Source organism: Rufibacter hautae, from assembly GCF_008271695.1.
GTDB lineage: Bacteria > Bacteroidota > Bacteroidia > Cytophagales > Hymenobacteraceae > Nibribacter > Nibribacter hautae.
The window spans coordinates 186,409-208,047 of sequence record NZ_VKKY01000002.1; the positions used below are offsets into that span (position 1 = coordinate 186,409).

The 21,639-nt window shown below is 51.8% G+C and carries 17 protein-coding genes; 12 read left to right on the plus strand and 5 right to left on the minus strand.

The window, feature by feature from the left end:
* Nucleotides 1-6: 6 nt before the first annotated feature.
* Nucleotides 7-2,520: an excinuclease ABC subunit UvrA gene (gene uvrA, locus FOA19_RS09840; RefSeq protein WP_149090668.1), complete on the plus strand. Its 2,514-nt coding sequence runs from the start codon at nt 7-9 to the stop codon at nt 2,518-2,520.
* Between the two features lie 255 nt (nt 2,521-2,775).
* On the opposite strand, the gene FOA19_RS09845 is transcribed toward uvrA, so the two are convergent.
* Together FOA19_RS09845 and FOA19_RS09850 are read right to left on the minus strand one after the other, a co-directional pair.
* The gene (locus FOA19_RS09845; protein WP_149090669.1) at nt 2,776-3,324 is read right to left on the minus strand and encodes an REP-associated tyrosine transposase; all 549 of its coding nucleotides are present in this window, start codon (nt 3,322-3,324) and stop codon (nt 2,776-2,778) included.
* Between the two features lie 269 nt (nt 3,325-3,593).
* Nucleotides 3,594-4,016 (minus strand): hypothetical protein, encoded by a 423-nt coding sequence (locus FOA19_RS09850; RefSeq protein ID WP_149090670.1) that lies wholly within the window; start codon nt 4,014-4,016, stop codon nt 3,594-3,596.
* A 400-nt stretch (nt 4,017-4,416) separates the two neighbouring features.
* Between FOA19_RS09850 and FOA19_RS09855 the strand changes: the two genes are divergently transcribed.
* On the plus strand, nt 4,417-5,292 hold the full coding sequence (locus FOA19_RS09855; RefSeq protein ID WP_149090671.1) for a hypothetical protein: 876 nt from the start codon (nt 4,417-4,419) through the stop codon (nt 5,290-5,292).
* A 128-nt stretch (nt 5,293-5,420) separates the two neighbouring features.
* Here FOA19_RS09855 and FOA19_RS09860 read toward each other — a convergent pair whose 3' ends face one another.
* The 3 genes from FOA19_RS09860 to FOA19_RS09870 form a co-directional block, all read right to left on the minus strand.
* Nucleotides 5,421-6,221, minus strand: coding sequence for a hypothetical protein (locus FOA19_RS09860; RefSeq protein WP_149090672.1), 801 nt, complete (start codon nt 6,219-6,221; stop codon nt 5,421-5,423).
* A gap of 397 nt (nt 6,222-6,618) precedes the next feature.
* Nucleotides 6,619-7,317, minus strand: a complete 699-nt coding sequence (locus FOA19_RS09865; protein ID WP_190300354.1) for an alpha/beta hydrolase — start codon at nt 7,315-7,317, stop codon at nt 6,619-6,621.
* Between the two features lie 218 nt (nt 7,318-7,535).
* Nucleotides 7,536-8,303, minus strand: coding sequence for a hypothetical protein (locus tag FOA19_RS09870; protein ID WP_149090673.1), 768 nt, complete (start codon nt 8,301-8,303; stop codon nt 7,536-7,538).
* A 1,098-nt stretch (nt 8,304-9,401) separates the two neighbouring features.
* Between FOA19_RS09870 and FOA19_RS09875 the strand changes: the two genes are divergently transcribed.
* The 10 genes from FOA19_RS09875 to FOA19_RS09920 all read left to right on the plus strand — a co-directional run bounded on the left by FOA19_RS09875 (nt 9,402) and on the right by FOA19_RS09920 (nt 21,555).
* A complete protein-coding gene (locus tag FOA19_RS09875) occupies nt 9,402-10,307 on the plus strand; it encodes a S66 peptidase family protein (protein WP_149090674.1) in 906 nt (301 codons plus the stop codon).
* Nucleotides 10,308-10,390: 83 nt separating this feature from the next.
* Entirely contained in the window at nt 10,391-11,107 is a 717-nt protein-coding gene (locus tag FOA19_RS09880; RefSeq protein WP_149090675.1) for an N-formylglutamate amidohydrolase, read from the plus strand.
* 90 nt (nt 11,108-11,197) lie between these two features.
* The gene (locus tag FOA19_RS09885) at nt 11,198-12,034 is read left to right on the plus strand and encodes an alpha/beta fold hydrolase (protein WP_149090676.1); all 837 of its coding nucleotides are present in this window, start codon (nt 11,198-11,200) and stop codon (nt 12,032-12,034) included.
* A 1,461-nt stretch (nt 12,035-13,495) separates the two neighbouring features.
* The gene (locus FOA19_RS09890) at nt 13,496-13,903 is read left to right on the plus strand and encodes a COX20 family protein (RefSeq protein WP_149090677.1); all 408 of its coding nucleotides are present in this window, start codon (nt 13,496-13,498) and stop codon (nt 13,901-13,903) included.
* A gap of 158 nt (nt 13,904-14,061) precedes the next feature.
* A complete protein-coding gene (locus FOA19_RS09895) occupies nt 14,062-14,532 on the plus strand; it encodes a hypothetical protein (RefSeq protein ID WP_223808823.1) in 471 nt (156 codons plus the stop codon).
* 178 nt (nt 14,533-14,710) lie between these two features.
* The gene (locus tag FOA19_RS09900) at nt 14,711-17,131 is read left to right on the plus strand and encodes a TonB-dependent receptor domain-containing protein (protein WP_149090679.1); all 2,421 of its coding nucleotides are present in this window, start codon (nt 14,711-14,713) and stop codon (nt 17,129-17,131) included.
* 383 nt (nt 17,132-17,514) lie between these two features.
* The gene (locus FOA19_RS09905) at nt 17,515-18,393 is read left to right on the plus strand and encodes an SDR family oxidoreductase (protein WP_149090680.1); all 879 of its coding nucleotides are present in this window, start codon (nt 17,515-17,517) and stop codon (nt 18,391-18,393) included.
* A 6-nt stretch (nt 18,394-18,399) separates the two neighbouring features.
* Nucleotides 18,400-18,708: a hypothetical protein gene (locus FOA19_RS09910; protein WP_149090681.1), complete on the plus strand. Its 309-nt coding sequence runs from the start codon at nt 18,400-18,402 to the stop codon at nt 18,706-18,708.
* 134 nt (nt 18,709-18,842) lie between these two features.
* Nucleotides 18,843-20,261 (plus strand): erythromycin esterase family protein, encoded by a 1,419-nt coding sequence (locus FOA19_RS09915; RefSeq protein ID WP_149090682.1) that lies wholly within the window; start codon nt 18,843-18,845, stop codon nt 20,259-20,261.
* Nucleotides 20,262-20,379: 118 nt separating this feature from the next.
* Nucleotides 20,380-21,555: an MFS transporter gene (locus FOA19_RS09920; RefSeq protein WP_149090683.1), complete on the plus strand. Its 1,176-nt coding sequence runs from the start codon at nt 20,380-20,382 to the stop codon at nt 21,553-21,555.
* Nucleotides 21,556-21,639 lie beyond the last annotated feature (84 nt).

Here is a 21,639-nt window from a genome sequence, read left to right on the forward strand (position 1 = left end):
TACAGTATGAATCCATTTTCCGGCTTCGTCACCATTCGCGGAGCACGCGAGCATAACCTGAAGAACGTGGACCTCACCATTCCCCGAGACGCGCTGGTGGTGTTCACGGGCGTGTCGGGGTCGGGGAAATCGTCACTGGCGTTCGGGACGCTGTACGCCGAAGCCCAGCGCCGCTACCTGGAGAGTGTAAGTCCTTACGCGCGGCGGCTGTTCCACCAGATGGCCGTGCCCGAGGTAGACGCCATTGAGGGCCTGCCCCCGGCCGTGGCCCTGCAGCAGCAACGCGGCACGCCCACCACGCGCTCCAGTGTAGGCAGCGTGACCACCCTTTCTAACCTGGTGCGCATGCTGTATTCGCGTGCCGGAGACTACCCGCCGGGGCAACCCATCATCTACGCCGAGGCGTTCTCGCCCAACACCCCCGAGGGCGCGTGTCCCACCTGCCACGGCCTGGGCCGCATCTACGAGGTCACCGAAGAAAGCATGGTGCCAGACCCCTCGCTTACTATCCGGGAGCGGGCCATTGCCGCCTGGCCCACCGCCTGGGGTGGCCAGAACCAGCGCGACATTCTGGTGACCCTGGGCTATAACGTAGACACCCCCTGGCGCGAGCTGCCCCAGAAAGACCGCGACTGGATTTTGTTCACCCAGGAGCAACCCGTGGTGCCCGTGTACCCCGGCTATACCCCCGAGCAAACCCGCCGCGCCCTGCAGCGCAAAGAAGAACCCAACTACATGGGCACCTTCACCAGCGCCCGGCGGCACGTGTTCCATACCTTCGCCAACTCCAACAGCCCCCAGATGAAAAAGCGGGTGCTGCAGTACATGCTCCACACAAACTGCCCCACCTGCCACGGCAAACGCCTGAACCCCGCCTCGCTTTCCGTCACCTTCGCGGGTTATGACATCACCCAGCTGTCGCGCCTGCCCCTCCAACGCGTGGCCCAGACCCTGCAACCGTACGTGAACGCCTCGGCCCCTGGCCCCGCAGCCCAAAACGAGGCTCACCCCGAGCAACAGATTGCCAAACAGCGCATCGCCCAAGACTTGGTGGCCCGCATCCAGGTGCTGCTGGACCTGGGCCTCGGCTACTTGTCTCTGGAACGAAGCACGCCTACCTTGTCGCCTGGCGAGTTGCAGCGCCTGCGGCTGGCCACCCAGCTGTACTCGCATTTGTTTGGCGTGGTGTACGTGCTGGATGAACCCTCGGCGGGCCTGCACCCCTCAGATACTGTGGCCCTGCTCACCGCCCTGGCCAACCTGAAGAAAGCGGGCAACTCCTTGTTTGTGGTAGAGCATAACCTGGACGTGATCCGGCAAGCCGATTGGCTCGTGGACGTAGGCCCCGCCGCCGGCGAGAAAGGCGGCGAAATCCTCTACAGCGGTCCGCCCGATGGCCTGCAACACATCCTCAATTCCCAAACTGCCGCCTACCTGTTCGGCACGGCCCCGGTGCAAACGCGCCCGCGCCGCACACCCACCGGCTGGCTCAAACTAAGCGGCGTCACCCGCAACAACCTGCACAACCTGAGTGCGGCCTTTCCGCTGGGCGTGTTCACCACCGTCACGGGCGTATCGGGTTCCGGCAAGAGCAGCCTGGTGAGCCAGGTGCTGGTAGAACTGGTCGCCGACCATTTGGGCCAGGAAATACAGCCCGAGGAAGAAGAAGCCGGTAGGCTAGAAAGCCCCGCCCCGCAAACCCTTGGCGGCAGGATTGTGAGCGGCCTAGAGCACATCAAGCGGCTGGTGCGGGTAGACCAGAAAGCCATCGGTCGCACGCCCCGCTCCAACATGGCCACCTACACCGGCCTCTTCGACCACGTCCGCAAACTCTTCGCCGATACGCCCCTGGCCAAACAGCGCCGCTATGACGCCGGCCGCTTCTCGTTCAACGTCGCCAAAGGCCGCTGCGAGAACTGCCAGGGCGAAGGCTTCGTGATGGTGGAACTGCTCTTTTTGCCTAGCGTCTACGCGCCCTGTCCCGTCTGCCACGGCGCCCGCTACAACGCCCCCACCCTGGAAGTGACTTACCGCGACCTCAACATCGCCCAGGTCCTGAACCTCACCGTAGACGCCGCTTGGGCCTTTTTTGACGAAGAACCCACCCTCCACCGCATCCTCACCGTGCTGCGCGAAGTAGGCCTGGGCTACCTGCGCCTCGGTCAGCCCGCCACCGAACTCTCCGGCGGCGAAGCCCAGCGCATCAAACTCGCCACCGAACTCCAACGCCTCAGCCGTGGCAACACCCTCTACGTGTTAGATGAACCTACCACCGGCCTGCACCCGTCAGACGTAGACAAGCTCATGGCCCAACTGGAGAAACTGGTAGAAGCTGGCAACACCGTGCTGGTGGTAGAACACACCATGCGCGTCGCCGCCGCCTCTGACTGGGTGATTGACATCGGCCCCGGCGCAGGGGAGGAAGGCGGCCAGATCGTAGCCGCAGGTACGCCGGAGGAAGTAGTGGGAGTGAAGGGGAGTAAGACGGCGCCGTTTCTGGCAGAGGCGTTGAGGGGGTAAGGGTGTTTTAGGGCAGGTTTTTGAAAAGTGGCTCAGAAACGCAAGTACCCCTATTCATGCGGCAAGTTTGAGCGAAGCGGTAACTTGTGGCTGGCTATGATGCCAGTTTGTAACTGGCTTGCTACGTAATTTGGTAGTGTGTTGCGCCAGTTACAAACTGGCGGTCATTTGTACTCCAAGTTACCGCTTCGCTCAAACTTGAAGTATGTTTTGGGGTTGTTTCCTGAAAACCAGGCTTAAAACCAGACCAGCTGTTTATTCAATCAGCTTGACCTTGACCAAGCCTTTGCTACCTGTATAATCGATGGCGCTGCTGTACAGGTAATCTTGTGGCTCTCGCACAAAGCCTGCTTCTACCGGGTTGTTGTGGATGTAGTCAAGCTTTTGTCCCAAAAGGAAGTTGGAGTTTAGTTCTATGGGATGGTTGTGCTGCTGCCAGAACTGATATTGCTGGTTGTTGGGGTTGTTTCTGCCGGCTCGTTCAAACATCCACAGCAGCCATTCCTTCCGGCTCTCTTGTGGGTTGTCGGTGATGGCTTTGAGAATGGTTTTAGCAGTGTGCTTCTTCATGTCCCGAACAATACCCTCTAAGGGTTCACCATGAGAACCAATGATCATATGCACGTGGCTGCTCATCAGACACCAAGCGTACACTTCCAAGCCTTTGTGTTGGATGCAGTAATTCAAACTATCCACCACTATGTCTTTGTATTCGGGCCGAATGAATACATCCACCCAATTCACCGTTGAAAACGAGAGAAAATAAAGCTTCTCCTGATCAATGATTCTATAGTGCCGGCTCATACACCCCTAATACGTTATCCTTCAAGTTTGAGCAAAGCGGTAACTTGGAGGACCATTAACCGCCAGTTTGTAACTGGCGAAACACACTACCTGATAATGCACCAAGCCACTTACAAACTGGTCTCATGGTCAGCCACAAACTACCACTTCTCTCAACCTTACAGCATACAACGTTTTCAAACCATTTCTGTAAAAACACCTCAAAAAAGGAGAGACGTTAAGGGTTACCCGCCATCTCTCCTGTACCATATTCCCTTTTTCAATAAAGCTTAGTCGTTGTCTTCAGGGATGCCCAGTCTGGCCTGGGTAGAGTCTTCGAACTTGTTCCAGGAGGCTTTGGTCTGTTGCCATTTCTGTTTGGTTTTCTCGTCCCAGGTGCTGCTTTGGGCGTCTAGTTTGGCTTCACGGGTTTTGTACTCGGTTTTGAGTTCCTGCCATTCTTCCTTGGTGGCGGTTTTCGCACGGGAAGTCTTGTCGCTTACCCAGGTGGAAAAGTTATTCAGGTCTCGGTTAGCTTCATTCCCGGCTTCGTTTGCCTCGCTGGAGATCTCAGATCCTGCAGAGCGGGTCTCGGCTTCTACTTCGTTTGCTTCGGCGTTGGTTTCTCTTTGCGCTTCCTGGGTGCAAGAGGCAAACAACAGCAGACTGGCAATGCCGAGGCAAAGGGCGAAAAGTTGGTTCAATAGTTTCATAGGGTTAGTTCTTTGGTGTTGGGTTTATACGGATAAGCCCAATATAAGTATAGTACATATCAGATATTTGGATTGTACTGGCGGTGCAGCTGATAAGGCACAGAGTAGTTGAGTTTTTCTTAGGCTAAGCTTGGCTTGGAAGCTCCTGGAATTGGTTTGTGCCCATAGGGTAGGAGCGTAGGTAGCCAGGAGAAGCATAGGTAAGGCGCTTCAGCCGGAGCGAATTTTCAAAAGGAGACTTGCGCCGCAACCTCACGCCAGAGGTGGGGTTTCTGATGGTTATCCTTGTCACACCAAAACCACAAAAATATATGGGCTTGGCAGCTACTTACCTCGTCATTTTTGGTAAATTGGAGTCAGGCCGCCTACCTTAGATGGCTGAAATTTTAAAGACCCGTCTATGATAAAGAATCTACGAAACTATTGTTTTCTTCTGGCGCTTTCTCTGCTTACCATGAACTGTGGTTCAGAGGAGGAAGTGGACACAGAACCTGTGGTAGAGGATACTGCCTGTTACTTTACCCGGGAGGTGTTTACCAACCCTACCACTGGGCAGACCCGGACCCGGGAGTTTGTCTATGGCAACGACCGCTTGGAGGTGATCAATGAAACCACCAACTTTCCCACGGCTACTACGCTCAACCTGGTCGCCGAATATGATGCCCAGGGTAGGGTGTCTAGAACCGTCACCCTGCAGAATGGCCGGGAGATGCAGTATTACACGTTTGAATACGACAACCAAAGCCTGCTGCGGAAAATAAACCTGTTCGCCGACCGGAACGGTACGCTGGGACTGAATTCCTCCATGGAGTTGGAGTATAATGCCCAGAAGCAGATCACCACTTCAAAGAATTACTTTCTGTTAGGGTCGGCGCCCCTTCTCACCAATGACATCACCTATACCTATGATGCGAACGGAAACATGATCAGGAGCCGGGAGTACCGGATTCTTTCGTTCAGGGGAGCCGAGGTCTTGGCCGATGTGGTGATCAATATGCAGTACACGCATGATGACAAGATCAACCCGCATTACCGGGTGCCTTATCTGCAGTACACCTATCCTAATACCATGGCCATTACGTTGTCTAAGAACAACTCCGTGTCGGTGGTTTCTTCCACTTCCACAGAAGGTACCCAGAAAGGACCCGGCACCTTAGATCTGAGGCCTTTCAACTACTCGCGCACCTTTACGCATTCCTACTCAGATAAGAACTGGCCTTTAACCCGCAATGGGGCAGATGGCACCAGCACCACGTACACCTATATCTGCGAATAAGCGTAAAAGCCTTAAACAAATTTACTAAACATAGAAAAGCGGCGGAATGGGTGTAGTGCCCTTTCCGCCGCTTTTCTTTTGAATTTCATTTGTTGCCCTTGATACGAGGTTGCCAGGCTTACAAGCTGCTAAAATCCGCCCAGTTCCCTGGTGCTGCGGCCATTGTTTTGGGAGGAGGTGTTGCCTGAGCTGCCCATTCCGCTACCGTAAGAACTGTCATTCATAGAGCCGTACCCACCGATGTTGCCAGAGTAGCTTCCGTAGGAGTTGTTTCCCCAGGTGCCGCCCATATGTCCGCCGGTGTAACCGGTGCCGCCGCCGTAATTAGTGCCACCGTAGGAACTGCCCAGCCCAGAGCCATAAGGATCCTGGAAAGAACGCGTGCTGTAGTTCGGGATGCCCCGGTCTGAGTGCAGGCCAGAGTCCCCGAGGCCGCTGCCAAACTGGGCGCTTCTGAACTCGTCCTGGGCCCCGGAGTAGTAGGGTTGCTCATCCTGTCGGTCGCCGTACCGGTGCTCGCTGTTGAGGGTATTGAACCGGTCTGAGGTGCCGTCATAACTGGAGATGCCGTAGCCCTGCCGGATGTTGCCCATCAAATCCTCGTCTTCGCTGCCCCGTGGCATGGTAGGGTCATGCCGGAAGTTGCGCTGGTAAGCATCCCCGAACTGGTCCCTGTCCTGGCGGTAATTGCTCTGGTAAGGATGTTGCCCGTCCTGGTCTTTCCGGTACTGGTGGGAATCGTTCCGGCGGAAGTCATCGTCCCGGTTTTGAAACTGCCCAGCACGGGGATGCTCATTTCTGGAGTCATAAGGATAGTGCTGGTCATCGCGGCTCATGCCCCGTCCCGACCAGTTGTCATGGTAGTGGTCAAATCTGTTCTGGGGTCTGTTCCCGCCGTTATCATAGCGATCTCTGTCATGTCTTTCCATCGTAGGTAAGTTAAGGTTAAACAATGCACCATTTTTTAACGAGCGCAAGATGCGATGGTTAAGGTATTTAGCTAGGAATAGGAGTGGGTTTTAGGAAGGTGATGATTGGAGGTTGACCAGCCCGATGAGTGCGACGGGTAACTATGTAGTGCAGTTTTTAGAAACCATGGATTGCTTTACCGGAAAAGAATGTCCATGATTTTCTGCTATTACAGTTGGCCAACAAGATCCTTTCAGGATGACAAAAAGAGAGAAAAGAGTGACGGTAAATGATAGAAACAGGATGACAAAAAAGAGAATAGGGTGACGGTATCCAGAATGAACAGGATCATAAAAAAGGAGAAGAATTTACCTCACCTAAACCTGGTAAATAAGCTTACTTCCGGGTAGCTATTAACTACTTCAAAAACCACTCAATCGCGGCTTGCGAAATATTGGCGGGGATTTCGTGCTCACCGTCAAACTCCAGGTATTTCACTTCCAGACCTTCCTTCTTCAAATCGCGGTGTACGAGCCGCCCGCACGGATCAATGGGCAATATGCCGTCGTGCACTCCGTGGGAGATGAAAACAGCGGGGGCGCCATGTTTCTCACGGGCAAAAGCGAAGCCTGGTGAAAAGGCAATGATGTGGGTAAAGACATCGCCGTTAGTTAAACCCAGGCACAGGGCATAAGAAGCGCCATCTGAGAAACCGCCAATGGCCACGCGCGCCGGGTCAATGTTGAAGTGCTCGAAGGCAAAAGCGAGGGATTGGTCTATGAAAATGGCATCGGGCCCGAAGGAATCTGTCACGATCACGTCCCAAGTGTATTTGCGAGAGGCCGGGGCAATGAGGATGATGTTATGCGCATCGGCATACCGCTGGAGAAGCCACATCCCATGCTCTGGGTTACCGCCTGAACCGTGCAGCATTACGGCCAGGGCCGCAGGCTTGCTCTGTTCATATCCGCTGGGGAGATAAAGCAAACCATCTTTGGCAGCATCCAGCCCCAGCGGCTGTACGGCACCAGCCGGCACCTCCGAGGTTTGGGTGGGGGCTCCGGGGCGGGAAGTTACGCGTCCAGTGCTGTACGTGTCTCTCTTTCTGATTTGCATCTCCCTGGCTTCTTTACAGTTAGACAAAATGATGCATACGGTAAAAAGCCCCACAGTTATGCGTTAAGGCCCTAAAAAACATAAAACCGGTGGGAAGAAGCGCTGCGTGCGCATGACCAGGGTAGAGCCAATGGGGCAGCCTGTGTAGGACGAACGCTTACCTGCCATGACCGGTTTAGGACCTGTTTTCAGAAAAAGCGCCCTAAACAACAGGTTCTTTATTCCGAAGGCTGGGGAAGTGTGCTGCTCTCAGGCTCTGTGGTAACCGGTGAAAGGACGCTATACAGCAGCTCGTTCCGGTTCTTGCCCACCACGGTAAGTGCTTCCATTTTGCGGAGGCAATAGGTGATCTGGCGGCACCGATGCAGCGGAAGTTGCAGGGCTTTCTCCAGGTCTTTGTTGGAGAAAGGCTGCGGCAAGTTAGGTGGCAGAAACAGCAGAAAATCTTGGGCGCAAGTAAAGCGGTGCGAACTGATCACCTCCAGCAATTTTCGGTCTTTGATGCTGACCTTCTTGCGGTGCTTGCTGCCTTTGCCATCGCGGCAGCGGACTTCCTCTTCCCTGATGAGGGGAAACTCCAACGTGAACCCCTCATGCTTCACCAACTCCGGGATACGCACCAACTCCTCAAAAATATCGGTCAGCGCCCCCCGGAAAGTGGATTTGCGGCGCGACAGCACCGAGGTACCTTTGGCGTCTACCTGCACTACCCATTTTTCATAGGTGATGGGATGCAGCAAATGCACCTTGTGTTCCTTTAAAAGCGCCTGCAGCTTGGGCCGGATAGCCGTGAAATTCCGCGTCTGGATTTCCACCAACTGCGGTCCCCGCACCAGGTCAATCACGAACCCACCCACCGGCACCTCAAACCTGTCCTCAGGCTGCGCATACCACAGCTTCAGCCCCGCATGCAACGACCGCTCATTCTGTATATTAATCCCGTTCCTCTCCGCCGTCGCTCGTCTTCTCTCTCCAGACTCTTCCACTGCCTCTCCTTTTCTATAAAACCAAAGCCTCAAAGCTACAAATTCCCATGGTTTGCCTAGCCATTGACTAGCCGAGAAGGCAAGGTTTTAAATATCCTTGAGCCGAGATTTTAGTGGTTGATTTCGAGGTGTTTTTCAGAAAACATGCTTGAAACAGGTACCCACCCCTGCCCCTCCGAGGAGGGGAATTCTGGAATGAGTCAGGAGGTGGTTGAACGGCAGTTCTGGTACTTGGTGATTATACCAAAGGTTGGCAGGGTTGGGACGCTTCCACAACAGATTGGTAAGCCATTCTCCAACGAAAGCAAGAATGTAGGGGCACCTCTTGTAGGTGCCATTCCAGGTAGTTTCCGGTAGTTTTCGGCGATTGTGGAGGACCCGTGGGAGACAAGGCATGCCTTGTCTCTACGTTCAGAAACTGGTGATAACAAGACCAAAACGCCAGTGCTTTAACCGTCCGCAAGGACGATGCAGGCATTGCAGCGGCTCCAGTACAAGAAAGAACCATGCAGGGAGGCGGAGGTTGGGCGCATGCGTAACCCAACCTCCGACGAGCGCAGGCAGTGGCTATTCAAATTGCAGTGGCGTAAGTTCCCTATGCAACAGAGGACGGTTGTCAGGTGTCACAAGAATGAAGAAAAGACTGTCCGAGCGTCAGCGAGTTTCTTTTCTTCTTGATTCTTTTGGTTACTTTTCTCATCAAGGAGAAAAGTGACAAACGCGGGCAGCCCGCAGCTGCAAATAGAAGGTTGTAAAGTAGGAAATAGGAAGTAATGACCTGAAAGGTGGTTTTGAGGCTAACGCCTCACTGCAGTTGCAAACTGCATACCATTATAGGTCCAAGTTGAAAACTTGAACCAGAGAAAAGAAAGCCCCTCTTCAAAGGGGAAATGCGCTTAGGAAAGCCTTGGGCAAATGAGCATAACCGCCTTTAGCAAATAGAGCAGAACGGTAAAAAACCCTTGAACTCTCAAAGACAAAAGCTATGTGCAAAGTAACCGTGTTAATACGCAATCCCCTCCGGAGGAAACTACTTATTTTCTAACCCTCCCTCAACTCAGAATCAAAAACTCCCGTTGCGAGGGGAAAAGCAAGGCCATGATTTTACCTCCCTTTCTCAAAGCCGGCGACAAAGTCGGGCTGCTGAGCACCAGTTCCTTTACCGAGCAGAAATATGTAGACGAGTTGGTGCAGATTCTGAAAGACTGGAAACTGAAACCGGTGCTGGGAAAAACCATCGGGCCGCGGGAAGGGAGCCTGGCCGGACCCGACGAACTCCGGAAAAATGATCTGCAGGAGATGCTGGACAATGACCAGATCAAGGCGATTCTGCAGACCATGGGCGGCTACGGCATTGTGCGGGTAATTGACAAGGTGGACTTCAGCAAGTTCAAGTACAAGCCCAAGTGGCTGGTAGGCTACAGCGATACCACATTTCTGCATACCCACGTGCAAGGCATGCTGAGCACCGCCACCATCCATGGCACCATGGCCGCCGATCTGGAGGCCGGGTACACCAAAGGTTCATGGGAGAGTCTGCGCAAGGCTTTGTTCGGGGAGCAACTGGAGTACAAGGTGGCGGCGCATCCTTTGAACCGGAGAGGCACCTCGCAGGGCTTGCTGGTGGGCGGCAATGTAAGCCTTCTGTGCAATGCCAAAGGCACCATGTCGGAGGTGGACACCAACGGCAAAATCTTGTTTCTGGAGGAAGTGGGGGAAAAGCATTTCCGGTTGGACAGTTACCTCAGGTCTTTGAAGCAGGCAGGCAAGTTTGAGTACGTGCGGGGCTTGGTGGTGGGTGAGTTGGTGGAGATGGAAGACGATGATCCGCCCTTCGGGAAAACCCCCGAGGAGATTGTGCTGGAAGTAGTGGCGGAGTTTGACTTTCCGGTTTGTTTCGGGTTTCCGGCGGGCCACGGGAAAGTGAACAAGGCGCTGATCTTCGGGGCCATAGTGGAGTTGCAGGTGACCGCCAAAGGCAGCACCATCAAGTTCCATATATAGCTGCAAAGCCCACCTGGAAAGCCACGCTGGTTTAAGGGCTGTTTTCTGAAAATCGATCCTAAAATACCAAAGTATCAGACCCTATGCTTGTGACCTGTATTCTCACCTGCGAACATGCCGGCAATGATATTCCGGACCAATACCAGCGCCTGTTCAAAGGCCGGGAGGAGGAACTGTATTCGCATAAGGCCATCGACTTTGGAGCACTCCGCCTGGCCAAGCACCTGGCTTCTGCGATGGACCTGTCGTTGTTCTACACTACTTATTCAAGGTTGCTGGTAGAGGGCAACAGGTCGCTGGAGAGTGAGGAGCTGTTCTCCGATTTCACCAAATCGCTGCCCGAACAAGAGAAACAAGATATCCTGAACCAATATTACCACCCGCACCGGAATGAGGTAGAGGAAAAAATCAAAGCCGCAACGGACAAAGGACATCAGGTACTTCATTTGGCAATACACACGTTCACGCCGGCCAAAGAAGGAGAAGTGCGGGAAGCGGACATCGGGATTTTGTTTGACACGGCCAGGTCAGGGGAGGAGAGGTACGCGGGCCTGTTGAAGTCCGAGCTTCAAAAGCTGAACCCAGCCCGAAAGGTGCTGTACAATTCGCCTTACCCCGGGGTTGATGATGGATTCCCCACGTACCTCCGGAAGAAATTCAACAATGACCAGTATGCCGGGTTTGAGCTGGAAATCAACCAAAAGTTCTTCCTGAATGAGGAGCCCGAGGTTTGGCGACAACTTAAAACTGAAATGACGGCGGCGGTACAAGCTGCTCTAGGTGAAGGATCAGATAAGTGATTTTATTCCCTGGCATAGGCAAGAGCCAACCGGTAAGTGGAGCAAAAGGGAAGTAGTGAAAGGCAGAGTTTAACTTAAAATGCGAAAGCTATGGAAATGCGCATCGGCAATAAGGGAACCCAACTGTTTACGACCGCTTTCCCCAAAAACGGGCGTGAAACGGTCATTCTCCTGCATGGCGGGCCGGGAGTGCCGGAGGGGATGACCTTTCTGGTGAAGTATCTGGCCAAGCATTTCCAAGTTATCCATTTCCATCAGCGCGGAACCCTGAAATCGCCTAATCCATCGGGCGACTACTCGCTGGAGAGCTATAACTCAGACATTTACCGCATAGCGGAGCTTTTCCAGTTGGACAGATTCCATTTGCTGGGACATTCCTGGGGCGGTTTGTACGCGCAGGTATATGCCCAGGAAAACCCTGGTCGCTTGCTGAGTTTACTGCTTTGCAGTCCGGCCTCGGGCACGGGGCGGCAGTGGGTTCAAACCTCCCTGGAAATAGCCCGGTACAACAAAGCTAAATCAAGCTTTCCTGAGTGGCTGGCCATGCTGGTGAACTCGGGATTGGGGACGTTGGGCAGTGACCGAGGGTATAAAAGGTTCTACAGCCAGGCGCTCGCCAACTTCAGCCGTGGGTTCAAAGAAGCGCACCCGGAGTATTTTGCCATTGACTGTGTGAAGGCCAACGCCATTAACCAGACCATCAAATCCATCCTTACTTACCCCATGCTACAAGTCATGCAGCAGACCCCCTTCAAAACCACCATCGTGTATGGAAATGAGGACCCCATAACGGAAAGCCGGAAACACGTGCTGCAGCGGTACCCCACAGCCGCGGCCCACATCATCCCGGACAGTGGGCACATTCCCTGGTCGCACCGCCAGAAGGAGTTTGTGCGGATTTTGCAGGATCATTATGGGATTCAGTAGCGGAGTACAGTACCGGAGCATTGGTTGTTCTTTTCTAAATGCCTGATTTATGGTATTCAGGCTTTAATTTCAAGAAGAGTGGCTTAAATGGGTCTCTGCCTGTTTTGGTCGTGATTTTGCAATAAAGGCATTGAAACGAAAGTCTATTCCGGTGGTTAGTGTCTGCTTTTGATTAAGGAAACAAGGAAAATTCATGCTTTTACTTGGCCAGCAGCTTTAAGTGCAGAAGATGATAAAGGTCCCGGTGCCTTAGTAAGGCTGCGTATTCCAAGATGAATCTTCTTTGGTGTAGCTTAAGTAGGGATGGATGATAAAAAATAGTGCAAAAATAAAACCTGCGTTCAAGCTGAAAACCAAAATACGACAATAACCACTTGCGCTATTTTTTGGGCTTTTTCATTCAATAGTACAAATACTGAAATGTCGTTTTTGCCGCAAAATTGCGGCCTTTTTAGTTTGTTATTATTATGTTAAGTTTTATATTTGAATCAGTTACAGCGCGTTACTAACCAGAAAGTTAAAGACATTTCTGAGGTGAAAACGCTGCGTAACATCATATAGCCCTTCTTTCTCTTGGATGAGAATAGTCATGCAATTGCCTCCTGGACCAGAAACGCTGGTTTAGGTGAGCAACAAAAGATAGTTACGGGAAGATACCTGCGGGACATGGTCTTTCAACTGAAGTAATTATTGTCAATCCCCCTTTCAAATATATACAAGGAATAGTTGAAACGCTCAGGAGTAGTTTCTAGAACTGCGAAGTAGGATTATGTGCGTTAACGTGAGCCGTTGCATCTTCAATAAGTTATAAAACAATTGATGATGCTGGTAGAGATACAGCTGCTTTCCAAAATCCTTTAATTCTAATCATTCTCAGAAAGTCTTAAGGAAGATTCTATTGGCGTTTCGGCGTGGTGGTGCTTCTGGGTAAGTAGTATCCCAGAAGCAAAGAAAGCGTGCGTTTTAACCTTCTTTTTTTACAGAATGTGCTAAAATAAAATAGCTTACTGATACATGTCGACCTTTTTTGAAAAGGATAGTCCTATCCTTAATGTGCTTGCTGCGTCAGGAGAGGAGCGGCTGTTGTCTCTGGTGCTGGTTTTCTAAGAATGTATCGAACTGTTAACCTAAACTTACCTTATCTCCCTGGTGCCTCAAAGGGAAAGGAGAATAGTATGCCTTTGCCATTCCAGATGCACCTCTATAGATCAGCCCCACAAACCACAATCTGTCTTGACGTTTGTTCCTGCCCCAAGTCTTCAGCAAGGTCTGCTCATCTGCCTTCCCTTCTTTCTATTTAAATACCCTAAACCGCTATAGGCCTATGGAAAATGAACCTTGGTTTTAACTGTTGCCGTCCTTTTGTTTTCACTCTCCTTAAGTAGTGGAACGTGTTGAAATGCAGGTAATCATCTATGCTGCCCAGTTTAATTCAATATTCCTATAACCTTCACCAAAATCATGAAAGCTAAATTCCTCAGTTTCGCTGTAGCCTTGTTGGTACTCCTTACCATCACGATTGTGTATGCCAACAATCCAAAGTGGACCAAAGCGCCTTGTGTCAATGGCAATACCATCACCGGGATGGCTACTGGCCTTGGTACAGGTCCTTATGAATTACATATCACAGGTTTATATGACTGTGTCAACAAAGGGGGAAATACCCCCCGTTCTGCTAATTGGTCTAACCTGGACATAGTGGTGCCGGTCACCTCAAAGCAAACCGGAGGTAATTTTAAAATCTCAGCGGTCATCCCATCCCAATGCGACCATGCCAACTGGACCTTTCTGACCAAAGATCTACAGGTAACCCTCATCCAGAACGGAACAGAGGTTATTTCCGCAACTCCGGCGCCATCTTGTAATTAGCCTGCGGGTTGGAAGTGCCAAGGCTACCTCTTAGCAAGAAAGCTTCTTCTAGTGCAGGTCTTCTGTTAGGTTGAGTAGTCTCTAAAAAAGGAAGGGCTTCTTGCTGCTTCCTGTTGAATGAAAAGAATATTTTATCAAACTATTGAAACTGTAATATCATGAAAACAAGAGTTTTAAGTTTCGTTCTTACCCTTATAGGCTTGTTCAGTTTTGGGGATGTTTTTGCCCAAAATCCTCATTTTTTGCCTAAAAGACCAGATGTCACCACCGATGAAGGAACCACTATGTGTAGCACGGGTACCCTGGCTGGGTTGGGGAATTATGCCGGCAGAAATGTAATGATTCAGTTAGTGGCTTCAGGCACCACGCTTACAGAGTGTGCCAACCCCGCAGGGAATGTGGCCCCCGGCCAAGACAGCCAAGCCGATTATGCCTCAGAGGTAGTTCCCGTAAAAGTGGATAGACAGGGGAGAGCCACTTACTCTATTTGTACCAAGGAACCAGATGTAACCACACAATCGGCGGGTTGCCCCAATTCCAAATGGACAGGCCGGGCCAAAGACGTAATATTTACTCCCGGAAGTGCCTACCTCCTCATAGATGGAAAGAGAATTCCTTTGAGTTTCTAAATTCCACTTGGTAAAAAGATGAAAGCTATAAGCGTAGGAGCAGATCTGCAGATCTGCTCTTTACGCTTTGCTATCCTTTTGAGCGGTGCTCTTTCTGGATTAAGGACGATCTTTTTTATTCTGCGCCTGGATACTCTTCTGCCACCGAGGACATCATACAGTTCTAAAGTAAACCGGAATGAAGAAACTGTCACATGGAAGCCTGCTGGTAAGTGCAATGATGCTTTGCTTCTTATCTCTTTTTGCGGCTAAGGCTCAGTCTCAACCGGCGTTGCCTTCTTACCCTTGCGTGATCAAGGGCACAGTGCTAGACTCTGCGAGTAAAATGCCTCTTGGCTATGTAACGGTGTTGCTCTTGAGGCCTGGCCTCAACCCAAGTTCCACCACCATTATCTCCAATGAGCAGGGTGCCTTTGAGATACCTGCAACCCAGCAAGTAGATTACCAGCTCACCCTTTCTTATTTGGGATACAAAACCCAGCATGTGCAGGTGACCACTGCAGCCTTGGCCACCCTAGACCTGGACGTTCTAACCCTAGCGCGGGAAGCAACCCAACTGGAGGAGGTAAAGATCATAGCCTCCAGACCCTTGGTGGAAACGGGAATAGATAGAACCACTTACCATGTAGAGGCGGACCCCGAGCGGAATAGCTTAAACTCCCTGGACATGTTCCGGAAGGTTCCTCACCTAGCGGTGGACGCCGATGATAACCTCCTGCTCAACGGAAATGACAATTTTCAAATCCTAGTGAATGGCAAGAAATCTTCGCTTTTAAGTGAAAACTATAGTGATGTGCTCAAAGGGTTGCCCGCCAGTGCCATCCAGAAAATAGAGGTGATCACTTCCCCCTCCGCCAGGCATGAGGCAGCTGGTACGGGGGGCATCATCAACATAATCACGTACCAGAAAAACATCAATGGGTTTAACGGATCGGTGAATCTGATGGCCAGCACTCCCAAGGGCTATTCCGGGGGTGCCTATTTTTCGGCTGCCACGGGAAAGTACAGCTTCTCGAGCAGGTATAGCCGCAGCACTTCTACCCGGGCAGGCAATTCAAGTAAATTCATCCGACAGGACTGGATAAAACAGACCAGACTGGAGCAAACTGGCGAAAGTAATTCTTTTAATCAAGGAGAGAATATAAGCGGTGAAGCCGGGTATGACCTTACTCCCCAAGACCACTTTACCGCAAGTTACAACCTCCGCCGAAATAAGGGATCTTCAGGCCTTAGCCAGCGGGTAACCCACCTCAACAACTCCGGTGAGCTAACCAACGTCCACCAAAACCTGAACAAAAATCAGTCCAACTCCGATGGTATGGATTTTGGGTTGGATTACCAGCATAGGTTCCAGAGAAAGGATCAACAACTGCTTACCCTTGCCCTCAACACCCTTCACAGTGACCATCTAAGTGCCGGCGATTACCTGGTGGAACCACTGGTGCATTCTGTTGGGCGGATGAGTACCACCCAGAACACGGGCCACTCACGGGGATATACGCTACAGGCTGATTACGCACATCCGTTTGGAAACCAATTTCTGGAAATCGGGCTTAAAACGGATATAGAAGAGAACTCCAGCGATTTCCAATACAACAGCAAGAACTCTGAAACATGGTTGTTTGAACTGGACGCAAAACAAAGCAACAGCTTTGAGTACCGACAGTTCTTGCATGCCGCCTATGTATCGGTGGATCTGAAAAAAGGAACTTGGGGGCTGAGGGTGGGTGCCCGGTTCGAGGCCACCAAACTAGAGGCCAGATTTAAGTCCACCCAAGCCCATGCTGATCAGCAATACCTAAATTTTTTCCCCACCATCAGCCTTCTGCATACCACTAATAACAATGGGCTATTGCGGGTTACCTACAGCCAAAGGATTGAGCGCCCGGGCCTAAACTACCTAGACCCAACCCCTGATGTAACCGATCCGCTCAACATCAGTTATGGCAATCCTAACCTAGATCCGGCCACTAGCCACAATTTTCAATTGGAGTATAATGCCTTCTTTAAAGGAATCTCGGCAAACGCCTCGGCCTTCCATCATTTCACCCATAACTCCATCCAATATTTCACCACTTTGGGCAATGACTCGGTGTCCAGGACCACGGTGGGCAACATAGGCCGGAACCAGAACTTCGGGCTTTCCTTCAATAGCAATACCACCTTGTTCAGGAAACTGACCTTGAACATGACTAGCGTTACGCGGTACGTGAAATACAGCCGGAGTACAGGCACCCGCTTCCGGCACACTGAGGGAATCACGTACAACCTTACCGGCTCCTTAAGTTGGCGGGTGGGAAAAGGCTGGCGAACAAATACTAACCTGAGCTATAACTCTCCTAATGTGCTTTTGCAGGGGAAAACCGGTGGAAATTATTGGAACAGCCTCTCAGTCAACAAGGATTTCATGAAAGGGAACAAAGCCAGCATTGGCTTATCGGTGAGGAGTCCTTTCCAGCAAAAAAGCCGGTCTTTTAGCCAGGTAAACGACCCTGCCTTTCACCAGGTACAGGAATCCTATTCAGTTATCAGACAGTTTTCCCTGGCTTTTGCCTATAGAATCAACAAGGTGTTTTCTGGTAGTTCTTCCCAAAAATGAGTTAGAGCAGATCATAAGTGTTAACAGCAAAGCTGATGGCGAAGGCGTGCCCAGCTTTCTTGTTTGAAAAAACCACACAGTAGAGAACTACCAGAAAATAGATGACAGAACACATTTGTTTTGAGCTCATTTTCCAAAAAGAAGGTGCTTTTTGGCGTATGTCCCAGCCAAACTAGCATCGTAATTTGGTCTAATTACCCTTGCCTTTTGGTATTTCACGACGGATAGGAGACTGTTTATTCTTATTTGTTTACCAAGTGGCGGCCTGTTGCGGTAAGCACGAAATCAGCATGTAGGAAATACTTAATCTGCTTGAGGCCACAAACTTAACCAGGTGCGGGGCGTACCTCTTTACCAGACCAGGTACTTAAAAAGGGAAAGAAATGGTAGCAGTAATCACAGGTGCATCAAGCGGAATTGGGCGGGCTACGGCTTTTGAGTTTGCCAGAAAGGGACACGATTTGGTGTTGGCTGCCCGTTTTGGGGCCGGTTTAGAAGAAGTAGCCATAGAATGCGAGCGCTTGGGCGTAAGGGCCTTGGCTGTGCCCACCGATGTTGCCCAAGAGGAAGAGGTGAACGCATTGGCAGGCCGGGCTAGGGAAACCTTCGGTGGGTTTGACGTGTGGGTGAACAATGCTGCCGTGGGATTGTTCGGGCACTTTGAGGAAATTCCCACCGAGGACATCCGCCAGCTCATGGACATTAACCTGTTTGGGTACATCTATGGGGCAAGGGCTGCGGTTAGGCAGTTCCGGGCCCAGGGCTTCGGGACACTGATCAATGTTTCGTCCATGGTAGCCCTGGTGGGGCAGCCTTTCTCTATTCCGTACACCATCAGCAAGTTTGCGGTGCGGGGCATGAGCATCAGCTTGTCGCAGGAACTCGCCGATGAGGAGGAGATTCACGTTTGTTGCGTGCTGCCCGCCGTCATTGACACGCCTATCTTTCAGCATGCCGGCAATTACATGGGCAAAGCCATCAAGGCCCCGGATCCGGTAATTCCGGCCAAGCGGGTGGCCCGATCCATTTACAACCTTACCAAAAAGCCGAAGGAGCAGGTCTCCGTGGGGAACATGTCGCGCATGATGCGTTTCCAGCGCCTGACCTCGCCCGCCTTGCTGTTTGACAAGTACATGCAGAAGATGATAGCGGCCAATCACTTCAAGAAGAAACCTTCCCGGGCCTTTCAGGGCAACCTCTATGAGCCTATTACTAACTGGAACAAGGTAAACGGCGGCTGGTTACCCGAAGATGCTGCATAGGGCAAGGTGAAAACCCTCTCTGCTGTGGCCGGAGTGGTGCTGGCCGGCGCTTTAGGGGTAGTTTTCTGGAATAAGCAGAAAAAGAGACCCAATCCCGCGCACAGCAGTCCCATGCCGCCCATGCCCCTTGCCAATCCTCAAACCGCAAACACCCAACGGCAAGACGCTATCGCAGACCACCACGGCGTAAATACTCAGGTGGATGCCCCTGTGGTTTTTGACCATCGCCGGGATGATTCTGAAACCATGGGAACTGTATTTGTAGACCCCAATCATACCACCGGAAACCTTGGCATTACCCCCGGAAGTTTATAAAAAACGGTTAGTCTCAGGAATAAGGGACGGCTAGTCGGGACACTTGTACCCGGGTGACCTGATATGACCAAAACCTTATAATTGAATCAATTAAATAGCCACATCAGAAGAAAGAGAAGGGTTGTATGGACCAGATGAAGAGAAATTTTCCAGGCTATTGGTTTTTTTTTCTGCTTTGCGTGCTGTGCTTGGGTTGTAACAAAGCGCCCCAACAGCAGCAGGTAGGAACACCGCTGGTGGCCAAGCAAGTAGCGCAGAAGAAGGACAAATCCATTACGCTCAAAATACCAAATTACCCGCTGAGGAATGAACAAGACCTGGACATCCTGCTGCAGGAGATAGGCGATGCCCGCGTGGTGCTGTTGGGAGAGGCCTCGCACGGAACGTCTGAGTACTACCTTTGGCGGGCCGCTATCACCAAACGGCTCATGCAGGAAAAAGGCTTTGACTTTGTGGCCGTGGAAGGGGAGTGGGCCGATTCTTACCGGGTAAATCAGTTCATCAAAGGACCGGCCAAAGACAGCGCCGCTGCGGTGTCGTTGTTGGAGCAGTATAACCGCTGGCCTACCTGGATGTGGGGAAACCACGAGGTCGCCTCTTTGGTGACCTGGCTCAACAAGTACAACCAGGCAAAACCCGCCCCAAACAAAGTAGGTTTCTTCGGGCTTGATGTGTACTGCCTCTGGGAGTCCATGACCGAGCTCATGCCTTACGTGAAGAACAACCCAGAACTGGTGAAATCTGCGAAGGGCGTGCACCAGTGTTTCCAGCCTTTCTCAGCGGATGCCATGCAGTACGCCGAGGCTGTGGCCCGTGCCTCGGCTAATTGCCGGGGAGAGACCAGCCGCCTCTGGAAGGAAGTGCAGAACCTGAACAAAGCCAATGGCACACCGCAGACGGAAGCCCATTTCGTGGCTGAGCAGAACGCCCTGGTGGCGCTTAACGGCGAGCGGTACTACCGGGCTGCGGTCAGCAGCAACACCGAGTCCTGGAACATCCGCGACAACCACATGGCCCTTACCCTCAAGCGCCTCCTTGATTTCCACGGCCCTACTTCCAAAGCCATTGTGTGGGAACACAATACCCACGTAGGAGACGCCCGCTACACCGACATGGCCAGCAGCGGCGAAGTCAATGTGGGGCAGTTGGCGCGGAAGGAGTACGGCGAGGAGAATGTGTTTATTGTAGGATTCGGGTCTTATAGGGGCAGCGTGATTGCGGCCGGGAGTTGGGGCGCGCCTATGAAGAAAATTGAGGTGCCAGCGGCTACCCAGGGCAGTTGGGAGCAGATTCTGCACCAACTCAGCCCCACAGACAAAATCATCCTGTCAAAAGACCTGCGGGACAACAAAGTGCTGAACCGGCCGGTAGGGCACCGGGCCATCGGGGTGGTGTACAACCCCAAACTAGAGCACCTGGGCAATTACGTACCCTCTGTCATGCCCAAGCGCTATGATGCCTTTATCTACCTAGACAGTACCCGGGCGCTGCGGCCCATCCAGAACATTACCGTCAGAAACGAGCCACCCGACCTTTACCCCTCAGGCTCTTAAACGCGTATGACCTTTTGCCTAGCCTTCAACAGCAGGCGCCAAAGAATGGCGCCTGCTACTAGGTTTGTGCCCTAAATGGGAATAATTAAGCGCATCTTTGCGCCGTTAAATTTTTAAGATGCAGTTAATTCAAAAGCAGCGGATTTTCCTAAGCCTGTTCTTTTTCCTTTCCGGATTCAATTTCTCCAGCTGGGCCTCCAGAATACCTACCATCAAACAAGCCTTGCACCTGAACGAGGCTGAGTTGGGCACCATTCTGCTTACCATGCCCATTTCCTCCCTCATTGGGGTGCCTTTGTCGGGTTGGCTCGTGTCCAGGTTTGAGACCAGGATTCCGCTCGCGGTAGGCTTTCTGCTCAATTCCATCGCGCTTTCCTTTATTGGCTTGGCGTCTACCCCGGTGGCTTTGGCCATGGTGCTGTTTATGTTCTCGCTAAGCATGCGCATCTTCAATATATCGGTGAACACCCAGGCTATTACCCTGCAGAAACAGTTTGACAAGAAGATCAACGGATCTTTCCACGGGCTTTGGAGCACCGGCGGGATCATTGGCGTAGGGTTCACCACCTTGCTCATCTCGTTGGATGTTCCCATGGTCCCACACCTCATCACGGTGTCCATCATCAGTATTGTGGCGACTATAGTTTCGTTCCGCTTCCTGCTGCAGAACGACAGATCCACCTCTGGGAATAAACTGTCTCTGAGCAAACCCGATCCTTACATCCTGTTCCTGGGCTTGCTGGTGTTCTTTGCGGCGGTGTGCGAGGGTGGCATGTTTGACTGGAGCGGCATTTACTTCCAGCAGGTAGTAAAGGAGGAGGTGTTTACCGTGGGCTACCTCACCTTCATGGCGTTCATGGCGCTCTCTAGGTTTATATCTGATACCATCATCGACAAAATAGGCATGGCCACCACCTACATGCTGAGCGGCGTGTTCATCTTTTCGGGTATTATGCTGGCCATTCTGTTCCCAAGCTTCTGGCCTGCCATGATCGGGTTCTCGCTCGTGGGTTTCGGAACGGCCTCGGTGATTCCCATGACCTACACCCTTGCCGGGGCTTCCAAAACCTACTCCCCGGGCATTGCCATCTCGCTGATTGCCACCTTCGGGATTGTGGGCATGCTCATCGGGCCACCCATGATCGGGTACCTGGCGCACGCCTTCAACCTCAAAGTCTCGTTCATCGCCTTCGCTCTGTCCGGCTTCCTGCTGATTCCTTTCTCCCGCATGTTCTTCAAAATGCAACACTCAGAGAAGGAAACCTATGAAGTGGAAGCCAAAGAAGTAGCTTGATTTAGGGCTGTTTTTCTGAAAAGAGGCTTGAAACCAACCTGTAAGGTCAATCCCTTGTGGTTGTCCTTTCCAATTCAATTGTTC